This is a genomic window from Kineosporiaceae bacterium, from assembly GCA_016713225.1.
Taxonomy (GTDB): Bacteria; Actinomycetota; Actinomycetes; order Actinomycetales; family Kineosporiaceae; genus JADJPO01.
Genome location: JADJPO010000001.1, coordinates 141,024 through 152,443, shown reverse-complemented (window position 1 = coordinate 152,443; position 11,420 = coordinate 141,024). Strand labels below are relative to the sequence as shown.

General features: G+C 71.1%; 7 protein-coding genes. 3 read left to right on the top strand and 4 right to left on the bottom strand.

Annotated features, from left to right (window positions below):
* Window positions 1-182: 182 nt before the first annotated feature.
* Window positions 183-2,117, top strand: a complete 1,935-nt coding sequence (locus tag IPK24_00615) for a chorismate-binding protein (GenBank protein MBK8074075.1) — start codon at window positions 183-185, stop codon at window positions 2,115-2,117.
* Between the two features lie 159 nt (window positions 2,118-2,276).
* Here the strand turns inward: IPK24_00615 and IPK24_00610 are convergent, their stop codons facing one another.
* From IPK24_00610 to IPK24_00595, 4 genes are all read right to left on the bottom strand, one after another.
* Complete coding sequence (locus tag IPK24_00610) at window positions 2,277-3,470, bottom strand: iron-containing alcohol dehydrogenase (protein MBK8074074.1); 1,194 nt, start codon at window positions 3,468-3,470, stop codon at window positions 2,277-2,279.
* A 216-nt stretch (window positions 3,471-3,686) separates the two neighbouring features.
* Entirely contained in the window at window positions 3,687-5,075 is a 1,389-nt protein-coding gene (locus IPK24_00605; protein ID MBK8074073.1) for a glutamine synthetase, read from the bottom strand.
* 26 nt (window positions 5,076-5,101) lie between these two features.
* Window positions 5,102-6,631, bottom strand: a complete 1,530-nt coding sequence (locus IPK24_00600; GenBank protein ID MBK8074072.1) for an aldehyde dehydrogenase family protein — start codon at window positions 6,629-6,631, stop codon at window positions 5,102-5,104.
* Between the two features lie 86 nt (window positions 6,632-6,717).
* Window positions 6,718-7,410 (bottom strand): FadR family transcriptional regulator, encoded by a 693-nt coding sequence (locus IPK24_00595; GenBank protein ID MBK8074071.1) that lies wholly within the window; start codon window positions 7,408-7,410, stop codon window positions 6,718-6,720.
* Window positions 7,411-7,580: 170 nt separating this feature from the next.
* Here IPK24_00595 and IPK24_00590 point away from each other — a divergent pair, with 170 nt between their 5' ends.
* Entirely contained in the window at window positions 7,581-9,200 is a 1,620-nt protein-coding gene (locus IPK24_00590; GenBank protein MBK8074070.1) for a methyl-accepting chemotaxis protein, read from the top strand.
* A gap of 205 nt (window positions 9,201-9,405) precedes the next feature.
* A complete protein-coding gene (locus tag IPK24_00585) occupies window positions 9,406-10,704 on the top strand; it encodes an MFS transporter (protein MBK8074069.1) in 1,299 nt (432 codons plus the stop codon).
* Window positions 10,705-11,420 lie beyond the last annotated feature (716 nt).

Genomic DNA, 11,420 nt, shown 5'->3' with positions numbered 1-11,420 from the left:
TGGGTGGCTTAGGGTGGGGATCGTGCGCATGACCCATCGACTGTGGTGGCCCGCCGGCTAGGCGGTCACCCACGCGCACTTACCCCGCGGCCGCCTCGATCGAGGCGGCCGTTGCCGTGTGCCCCGTGGTGCCGCACGCCACGACGGAGCCTCGATCAGCAGCCCTGATCGAAGGAGCTCCGATGACCCCCGCCGCCCGCCTGCTGCTCGCTCTCGCCCATGACCCTTCGCCGCCCCCGTTCGCGCTGCTGTGCCGCCACGAGGCCGAGCGCGGCGGGCACGACCCCGCAGCAGAGCCGATCCTCGACCTGCTGATCGGTGAGCCGGACGACGTCCACGATGTCGCGCGGTTGGCCGACCTGCCGCTCCCCGCCCCGGGGATGCCACCGGTGTTCGCCATGGTGCCGTTCCGCCAGGTCGCCGAACTCGGCTATGCCCACCACGATGACGGCGCTCCCTTGCGCTACCTGCAGGTCCGCGAGTGCCACGAACTCACCCGCACCGAGGCACTCGAGGTGCTGCCAACCGACGACATCCCGCTCACCGCAACGGGTTTCGATCTGGACGACGACGCCTACACCGAGGTCGTCAAGCGGGTGATCGCGGACGAGATCGGGCGCGGCGAGGGGGCGAACTTCGTCATCCGCCGTGAGCTGCGCGCCGTGCAGCCGGTACCCCCGGTGCGGGCCGCGCTCGCTGTCCTGGGCCGATTGCTGCGCGGTGAGCGGGGCGCCTACTGGACGTTCGCCGTCCAGCTGGGTGACCTGACCGCGGTGGGTGCCACGCCCGAGCGCCACCTCAGCGCGGCGTCCGGGCGGGTCGTGATGAACCCGATCAGCGGCACGTTCCGCTACCCGCCGGGCGGCCCCACCCGCGATCAACTGCTCGCCTTCCTGGCGGACCGCAAGGAGGTCGAGGAGCTGTTCATGGTGGTGGACGAGGAACTGAAGATGATGAGCCGGCTGGCCGTGGCGGGCGGGCAGGTGCACGGGCCGCTGCTCAAACCCATGGCCCACCTGGCCCACACCGAGTACCTGCTCACCGGGTTCAGCGACGCCGACGTGCGAGAGGTGTTGCGCGAGAGCATGTTTGCGGCCACCGTGACCGGGTCACCGGTGCAGAACGCCTGCCAGGTGATCGCGCGACACGAGGGCGGTGGGCGCGGCTACTACTCCGGCATGGCGGCCCTGATCTCGGCCGGGCCGGACGGGCCGCAGCTCGACGCCCCGATCCTGATCCGCACCGCCTACCTCGGTGACGACGGGTCGGTGAGGGTGCCGGTCGGGGCCACCCTGGTGCGGCACAGCGTGCCCGAACACGAGGTGGCCGAGACCCACGCCAAGGCCGCCGGGGTGTTGGCGGCCTTCACGGCGAACGCATCCGAGGCCGCCGAGGCCTCACGGCGCGCCCTGCCCGCCGACCTCACCGACGATCCTCAGGTGGCCGCCGCCCTCGCCTCGCGCAACGCCACCCTGGCGCCGTTCTGGTTGCAGCAGCAGGCGGATCGCCCCGACGCGCGGTTGCGCGGACGCCGCGCCCTGGTGATCGACGCCGAGGACGCCTGGACCGCGATGCTCGCCCACATGCTGCGTCGCCTGGGCATGGTGGCTCACATCGAGCAGTGGGATGCCGTGAGCCCGGCCCAGATCGCCCGCGCCGATCTGCTGGTGGCCGGCCCGGGCCCTGGTGATCCCCGCGACCTCGGCGATCGCCGGATCGCGGCCCTGCACGGAGTGATCGCCACGCGCCTGGCCGGGCGGCGTCCACTGCTCGCGGTCTGCCTGAGTCACCAGATCCTGGCCGGCCTGCTCGGGTTGGTGATCGCGCCCTTGGCGCAGCCGTACCAGGGCACGCAGCGGCGGGTGGCAGCGTTCGGCCGCGACGTCCGGGTGGGCTTCTACAACACCTTCACCGCCCGCGCCCCCCGCGGCGCCGCGCCGTCCGGGGTCGAGGTCTGGACGGCCGGCCTGACCGAGGACGACGACGAGATCGTGGCGTTGCGCGGCGATCGGTGGGCGTCGGTGCAGTTCCACCTCGAATCGGTGCTCTCACCGGACGGCGTCGATCTGCTCGCCGACCTGGCCGCCGCGCTGCTGGTGTCCGGGACCGGCCCGTGACGGACCGAAGGGACCACCGGGGGTCGCCCTCAACCCGCTCATACTCCGCAGGGATTGCGCTACGTGCCTGTTATGCCCTGAATTGCGCCGCGGTCAGGGAGTATGACCGGTCACCTGCGGAGCATGGGCGGGTTGGGGGTGGGTTGGGGGTGGGGGTTGTCAGCGGACGGTGAGGGCCAGGGCGCGGCGGTAGGCGGTCGCGATGTCGTCACGGGTCCACGGGCCGGGTTCGACCGGGATCCAGCCCGCCAGCGCGGCATCGGTGAGTGGCTCGATGTCGGCCTCGGTCACCCCGCACTCGCCCAGCGTGGGGCAGCCGAGCTCGGCCAGCAGCCGTTGTACGGCGCGGACGGCGCGCCGTCCGTCGGCCGCCTCGCCCGCCCCCAGCGGGGGCTCACCGAGGGAATCCGCGACGCGCTCCAGACGAGCGGGCACGTACCGGCGATCGTGCTCCATCGACTCGGCCAACATCAGCGCCACCGTCAACCCGTGCGGCAGCTGGTGCCGGCTACCGAGCGGATGAGCCAGACTGTGCTCGCTGCCGGCCTCGCTGACGTTCATCGCCAGGCCGGCCAGCAGGGCGGCGGCAGCCATGTCGGTGCGCGCCTCGAGGTCGCTCAGGTCGGCGATCACGGCCGGCAGGGCACGACCGATCAGCCGCACGGCCTCGAGGGCGAGACCGTCACCGACCGGGGTGTGCACGCTGGACACCGTGGACCCGATGGCCTGCCCGAGTGCGTCGATGCCGCCCCACAGGGTGGGACCGGCCGGCAGGCTGAGCGTGAGCCGCGGGTCGACGAAGCAGTACTGCGCTCGATTGTGTGGGCTGGGCGCCGCGACCTTGAGACCGCTGTCGGGATCGGTCATCACCACCCCTCCGGTCACCTCGCTGCCGGTGCCCGCCGTGGTCGGCACCGTGATCAGCGGGACGAACGGCGCCGAGACCGGCTGTGGGTCGCCCGGCCAGGTGTAGCGGCGGATGGAGCCGGGGTTGGTGAGCAGCAGCCGCGCCCCCTTGGCGGTGTCCAGCGCCGCGCCGCCGCCGACGGCGATCACGATGTCCGCCCGGCCGGCGGCGTGAGCCTGACGTAGCTGATCACCGAGTGCGTCGATCGTCGCCAGGGTGGGTTCGCCGACCGGCACCTCGGCAATGCTCACGCGGTGACCGAGCCCCACCAGCTGCGCCAGCAACTCCTGGATCTCGGGCAGGACGATCACGGCAGGGTCGGCGATCAGGAAGGGCGCCTGGCAGACCTCGGCTGCCAGCGCGTCACCGAGCCGTTCCAGCGAGCCGGGGCCGAAATCGATCCGGACGGGTAGATGGTTCTTGAAGTCAGGAACCTGACTGGTCACTGCGGGCTCCTCGGGCCAGAGGATGAGGTGGTCCACGCCAGTGGTCACCTCGAGAGCGCAGTGTGCTCCCGGTAGCCGAGCAGGAGGGTGGCTCAGAACGTGATCATGGGAACACCGGCGAGTGGGTCACACGGTCGGTGAGGCGCGGTGGAATGCATCACAGCGTGTGGGTTCAGTCACAAGAATAGGTCCAAGAATAGGTCCCAGAATCTGCCCTCAGATCAGATCGAAGTACCGCGTGCGTTCCCAGTCGGTGACCGCGTCGAGGAACCGGGTCCACTCGAAGCGGCCCAGCGTGGCGTAGTGATCGACCACGCTGTCGCCGAATGTTGCTCGCGCGAAGCCGGACGCCGCGAACGCGGCCACCGCCTCGCCCAGGTGATCCGGCCCCCCGGACGGCGCGTCATAGGGATTGCCGGTCACCGGTTCTCCCGGATCGGTACCGGCGGCCAGGCCCTCACGAACCGAGGCCAGCAGAGCGGCCAGCACCAGGTAGGGATTGGCGTCCGCGCCGGGCAGACGAAACTCCATCCGTAGATCCTCGGGCCGATGACCCACCACGCGAACCGAACAGAACCGGTGGTCGATCCCCCAGGTGGTGCCCCACCCCGCGGCGTCCTGGCTGCGCAGGCGTCGATAGGAGTTGACCGTCGGGGCGTACCACGCCGTCAACTCACCGGCCCGGGCCAGCGAACCGCCCACCGCGTGACGCAGCGTCGGCGAGATGTGCTGCGGCGCATCGTCGTCCCAGAACAGCGGGCGACCGGCGGCGTCGCGCACCGAGAGGTGCACGTGGCACGACGATCCCGGCCCGCCGTCGAACGGCTTGGCCATGAACGTCGCGGACATCCCGGCGCGGGCGGCCAGACTGCGGGTGGCCAGCTTGTAGAGCACGTGCCGATCGGCCATCGCCAGCGGGTCGCTGTAGCGCAACGTGGTCTCCCACTGGCCCAGCCCCCACTCACCCTGCGAGGCCTCGAGGTCGATTCCGCTGGCCTGCAACCGGTTACGCAGGTCGGTGAAGAACGGCTCGTACGCCTCGCCCTCGTAGATCGCATAGTCGGCCGGGCTGAGCGTGGTGGGTTCGAGATCGCGATAGCCGGCCGCCCGGCTGGCGCGCGGGTCACCGCGATAGAGGTAGAACTCCAACTCGGTGCCCACCACCGGGTGTAACCCGAGCTCGTCCCAGGCCGCCAGCTCGGTGCGCAACAGGGTGCGCGGCGCGAGAACGGTCGGCGTGCCGTCCGGTTCGACCACATCGGCCAGGCAGATCGCTGCTCGATCGAGCCACCCCGCTCGGCGCAGCGTCGTGAGGTCGGGATGCAGGGTGACGTCGCCGATGCCGGTGTGCATTCCGGTGTAGGGCAGCGATCCGTCGGCCAGCAGGGTGGCGTCCTGGGTGATGTCCCAGCCGAAGACGCAGTTCGACATGTGGATGCCGGTGCCGAGCGCGGCACGAAAACCCTCGACCGTCGTCCGGCGCCCGACCAGGCGGCCCTGGACGTCCGGGGTCGCGACCACGACGGTGTCGACGGCTGTCAGATCCAGGCCGGCGCCGACGAGATCAGCGGGGGTGGCCCCGGGGGGCCCGCTGACCCGATGCATTCAGTCCTCCAGAGACCAGCAGAGAATCAGATCGGTACATCGGGATTGTCGACCCCGACGATCCGGTTACCGCGAAAGAACTCCAAAGCTTCACCCGCACCGTGCCCGCCGTACCCGCTGGTCCCCCAGAAGCTCTGGTGGGAAGCGTCGGTGAGGTCCAGCAAACTGGTCCCGTTGATCTTGATCTCGCCGCCACGAAGCCGCGCGCCCAGGTCGAGCGCCGCCTCGAGATCGCGACCGAAGACGTATCCGGCGAGGCCGTCAGGGGTGGCGTTCGCCGCCGCCACCGCGGCCTCGTCCGAGGCCACCGGGTGCACCGTGATCACCGGACCGAAGATCTCGTCCACCGCGTCCTGCGGGTCCAGGCCCACGATCACCGTGGGAGCCATGAACCAGCCCTGGTCGGGCAGCTCCATCGCCGGGGTGAGCGCGTGCGCGCCCTGCGCGACAGCGTCGTCGACCTGCTCGGTGAGCCGGGTGAGATGGCGCCAGTGCGAGATGGGTCCCAGGTCCGTGGACGGCGCCAGACTCGACCCGATGGTGAGCCCCGACAGCTCGGCCAGCAGCGCCTCGACCAGTTCGTCGTGCCGTTCGGCGGGGACGAACACCCGACCCGGTGCCTCGCACCACTGCCCGTTGAGTTTCGTCATGCCGGCGGCCAACGCGGCCGCGGTCACGGCCAGGTCGGCGTCCGACCGCACGATCACCGGGTTGTTGCCGCTCAACTCGAGCTGCAGCCGAGTGAAGTTCACGGCCGCCGACCAGGCGACCACCCGCCCACCCGCCAGGCCGCCGGTCATGGCCACAGCGCGGACCCGGGGGTCACCGGCCAGTTGAGCCCCGGTGCGGCGATCACCGTGCACCAGTTGGCACACCCCGCTGGGCACGCCGGCGGCGACCACGGCCTCGGCGAACAGGTCGCTGCTGCCCGGCGCCCACTCGCTGGGCTTGAGGATGACCGGGCAGCCCGCGGCCAGCGCCGCTGCCGACGTGCCGACCGCCGTGGGTGAGGGGGCGTTCCACGGCGCCAGCACCACCGCCGGACCCCAGGGGTCGCGGTGCAGCCGCACCGGCCCGCCCCGGCCCCGGCCCGGCAGCTCGGTCACCGTGCCCGCGGCCCGCAGCTGCTCGACCAGACCGCGCACCTGATCGGCGCAGCCACCCGCTATCGCCGTGGTGACCCCCAGCACGATGCCGGTGTTCAGCGACTCGGCCAGCGCCATCGACTCGGTGCGGGCGGTCAGCTCGTCGGCCAGGCGCAGCAAGACCTCCGCACGCCCTTCGACACCCGCCGCCGCCCAGCTGCCCTGCTCGTGGACGGCGTGCGCTGCCGCCAGGGCGCGGTCGACGTCCTCGGGGCGGGTCGCGCATCGGGGAGCCAGCGGCAGCCCGGTGTTCGGATCGTCGAGGGTGCCGTCCAGCACGAGGCCCGGTACGCACCGCCGTCCGGCGATCAGGTCCCGGCTCGCCGGTAGGCGGTCGTCGAGGGCGAACGGAGGAGCTGCATGGTCCGGGGCGTCATCCCCGCCGACGGAGGGGTCGAAGGTGGGGGTCACGGGACCTCCGGTGTCGAGAACGCCCAATGGTACGAAAGCTGCACCTCGAGGGCCAGGGGTTGGAGCTCCCACCATCTCGGTCAGGATCACTGCGACAGGAGTGCCCTCAGCCCCTGACGGGTGAGCTCGAGATGTGCCTGCATGGCCGCCGCCGACCCCGCGGGGTCGCGGGCCCGGACCGCCTCGAGGATGGCGCAATGCTCGGTGATGGTGTCGTCGATCAGCTCGTCGTAGATCAGGCGATCGGTCTGCAGGAACAGCTCGCCGCGGGCTGCGGCGATGGCCTCACTCAGTCGTGGGCTGCGCGCCGCCTCGGCCAGGCCCCGGTGAAACGCATGGTCGGCACTGCGGTACCCGGCTCGGTCGGTGGCCTCGCGCATCTGGTCGAGGGTCGCGTCGAGCAGCGCCAGGTCAGGTTCGGTGTGCCGGAGAGCGGCCAGGCTGGCCGTTCTGAGTTCGACCGCGATCCGGAATTCCAACAGATCCTCGAACTCGGCGATGTTGCTCCGCATGCGGCTCAACCAGCGGCCGTAGGGCACCTCGAGTTCGGTGACGAAGGTGCCACCCCGCGCACCGCGTCGGGCGAGCAGATAACCCTCCTCGACCAGGATCCGGATCGCCTCGCGCAACGTGATCCGGCTGACGCCCAGTTGCGCGGCCAGGTCGCGCTCCGCCGGCAGCCGGTCGCCGGTCGAGAGATCGCCACGGTGGATGGCGGCGCGCAGTTCGTCGGCGACGCCTTGCACCGCCGAGACGTGTTGCGGGGGGCCGATCGACATGGTGATCAGAATAGGTCCGGGCCGAGCCCTCGCCTGCGCAGGAGGCTCGGACATTCAGACCAGCTGACTCGGGGTCTGATCGAGTCATCGGTGTGCCGGATGCCTCAAGGACCGCCCCAGGGTGCCCGATGCCCTGCGTGACTCAGCCCTTCGGGCCCCCAGGGAGCGTCATGTCCGTTGTCCTGCGCAATTGGCGCATCACCACCCGCATCACGGTGATCGCCGCACTCGGCGTCCTCGTGTGCGTGGTCATGATGGCGACCTCCATCAGCCGCCTGCGGGAGCAGGAGGTCGCCGGTCACGCGACGTCGCAGGCCCTGGAACTGAGCCATGTCGCCATGGAGGCCAAGTTCCGCACCGCCGACGTCGCCGGCTGGCAGACCGGATATGCCTTCGACTTCAACCGTGGCGTCCCCGGTGCAGCCGAGGACGGCGTCGGCCAGCGCAAGGAGTTCGTGAACTCCGCCGCGGCGCTGCAGACGTTGTACGCCGAGCTCGGCGCGGCTCACCTGCCGGCGGAGCAGGCAGCCCTGTTGTCCACCGCGACAACGGCTTTCGCGACGTTCCTCGAGATCGACAAGAAGATCGTGAGCGGCTACCGCACCGGCACCAAGTCCGCCGTCGCGGCGTCCAACGAGTTGGCGTCCGGCTCCTCCTTGGAGGCGTTCGGGACAGCCGCCACCGCCACCAGCGATCTGGCAGCCAAGATCACCGATGCGGGCCAGGCGGTCGCCGATCGCAGCACCTCCGCCGCCGCCCAGGGGGAACGCTGGGTCTGGCTGGTCGGCGTCCTCGGCCTGGTGCTGTTGATCCTGACCGCCGGCCTGATCGCCCGCAGCATCGCCTCACCGCTCAACCAGGTGTGGTCGCGGCTCGGGGACCTGGCGCGCGGGGCCGGTGACCTGAGCACCCGGCTGGACGAGACCGGCCGGGACGAGGTGAGCCTGGTGGCCACGACGATCAACAGCTTCCTCGGATCGATGGTCGAGACGGCCAACAGCCTGAACTCCCAGGCGGCCGACCTCGCCTCCCGCTCCCAGGACCTCGACCGCTTCGCGGCCTCACTGACGCAGATCGCGGGCGAGTCGGCCGACCGCGCCGGGGCGGCCACGGCCACCGCGCACCAGGTGTCGGACAGCGTGCAGACCATGGCCGTGGGCACCCAGGAGATGGGCAACTCGATCGGTGAGATCGCCCGCAGCACCGCCGAGGCCAGTCGGGTGGCCGGTGAGGCGAGCGCCGTGGCCCAGACCGTGAACGACACGATGCGTCAGCTGGGTGAGTCGAGCCGTCAGATCGACGAGGTGGCCCAGGTGATCACCTCGATCGCCGAACAGACCAACCTGTTGGCGCTCAACGCGACCATCGAGGCCGCCCGGGCCGGTGAGGCGGGCAAGGGCTTCGCCGTCGTGGCGAACGAGGTCAAGGAGCTGGCCCACGCCACCGCCAAGGCCACCGAGGACATCTCGGCCCGGATCGCGGCCATCCAGACCGACACCGGTGCCGCCGTCGGGGCGATCACGCAGGTCACCGACGTGATCGACCGGATCAACGCCCTGCAGACCGTGGTGGCCGCGGCCATCGACGAGCAGAGCGCCACGACGGACGACCTGTCCCGGCGCATCGGCGAGGCCGTCGATCAGAGCAGCACGATCGCGGTCGACGTGGACGCCGTGGCCGACACCGCGCGAACCACGACGGACCAGGCACATCAACTGCGTGCAGTGGCTGCCGGCCTCGGCGAACTGTCCGGTCAGTTGCAGCAGACGGCGCGCCGATTCCACAGCTGACCTCGACCCGCCGGTTGAGGACCTCCTTCTGAGTTGCCACTGAGTTCCCACTGAGTTGCCACTGAGTTGCCACCGAGTAACCACCGAGTAGCTGTCGACAACCCTCGGTGACGACCCCGCGCCGTCCCGCATCACGAGTGGCCGGCTCGCGCGATCACCGTGCCCGCCGGCGCATCTCGGAGCCGTAGCCTGTGCGGTCGTGGGCATCGGCGGGCAATTCGTCAGCGATCTGCGGATCGTGTTGCGCAGCCGTGACTTTCGCCGGCTCTACGCGACGCGGCTCGCCTCGCAGTTGGCCGATGGGACCTTCGAGGCCGCCCTGGCGAGTCTGTTCTTCTTCTCCCCGCAGCGGGCCGCGAGCGCCGGCGCGATCGCCAGTGCCTTCGCCGTGGCGATCCTGCCGTACACCCTGGTGGGCCCGTTCGCGGGGGTGTTGCTCGACCGGTGGAGTCGACGGCAGGTGCTGGTACGAGCCAACCTGATCCGATCGACGGTGGTGCTCGCGGTCGCGGCACTGGTCGGCACGGGCACCATCGGCCTGCCGCTGTTTGCGCTCGTGCTGGTCTGTCTGTCGATCAACCGGTTCTTCCTGGCCGGGCTCGGGGCGAGTCTGCCGCATGTCGTCGTGCGCGATGAGCTGGTGATGGCCAACGCGGTCTCGACCACCAGCGGCACCGTGATGGCGCTGCTCGGCGCGGGGGTTGCCGTGGGAGTGCGGCAGGTGGTCGGGGCCGGCGACGGCACCGACGCGCTGATCGTCGTCCTCGCCGCGGCGATGTACCTGACCTCGGCCGCCACGGCCCGCTCGATGCACCGCGACCTGCTCGGGCCGGACGACGCCGACCGGCTGCCGTGGGCCGACGTGCCGGCCGCCGTCCGCGGCGTCGCCGTCGGGCTGGGCGAGGCGAGCGTGCACCTGTGGCGGCGCCGTCCGGCCTTCGACGCCCTGGCTGTGGTGGGCGGGCAACGTTTCGCCTACGGCCTGGTGACGGTGGCGATGTTCCTGCTGTGCCGGGCCACCTTCGCCGACCCGGCCGATCCGGACGCCGGTGCACTGGCTCTGGCGGTGGCGTTCGTGGTGTCCGGGGCCGGGTTCTTCGTCGCTGCTGTGATCACCCCCGCGGTGACCCGGCGGATGCGGATGGAGACCTGGATCGTGCTGTGTTGCGTGTTCGCGGCCGCGCAGGCCGCCCTGTTCGCGGCGGTGACCACCTACCCGATGGCGCTGGCCGCCGGGTTCGCGGTCGGCATCGCGATGCAGGGCACCAAGATCTGCGTCGACTCGATCGTGCAGGCTCACACCGACGACGCCTTTCGGGGCCGGGCGATGTCGTTCTACGACGTGCTGTTCAACATCACCTTCGTGGCCGCCGCGGGCGTGTGCGCCCTGGTGTTGCCCCCCGACGGCTACGCGCCGGGGCTGTTCGTCGCCGTGGCCGCGGTGTACCTGGTGTCAGGTCTGGCCTACCGGACGGCGCGGCGTCCGCAGAAGCGATCTCACTGAGCGTTGCATCATTGGGGCACAGCGTGCCCGACAGGTAGGGCCTTCCTATGCGACCCTCAAGTCTGCCCTACAGACGGTGACGATCACTGAAACCGCTGTAAGACTCGTTGGCATCGGCTGCCGCAGGACCCGGGCAGCGACCACCGAGTCTCGGGGAGTCGGTTCAGGTGGGCGGGGCGAGACGGCGCGAGCCATCGGATGCGGTGGAGGCAGTGCCCAGCCGCCGCAGTCGACGCGAGGCGCCCGAACCACTGCCCACCCGGCGCAGCCGACGAAGTGCGCGGAGCGAGTCGGCGCCGGCTCCCCCGACCGGTGAGCACTGGTGGGAGACGCCCGAGGCTCCCGCGGCCGCTCACAACAGCTGGTGGATCGCTCCCGAGATGCCCTCCGGAGACCCGGGGTGGGCGGCCCCGCCACCCGAACCGGCGCCCGCAGGACACGGCGCGCCGATGCCCCGGCCGCGTCGCCGAGCGGACGCGGAGCCATTGCCCACCCGACGCAGCCAGCGCAGTGATCGTGCTGAACCACCGCCACCCCCGAGCCGACGGCAGGCCCGTCAGGGCCGCCCGGATCGCTCGGATCGACCGGATCGCGAGAGTCGCCCGGATCGCCAGGCTCGACCGAGCCGACGGAATCGACGGGCCGACCGGGCTGCCGACCAGGCCGTACGACGGACAGCCGGGCGCGCGCCCGAACCCGCCCTGAGCCCGTCCCTG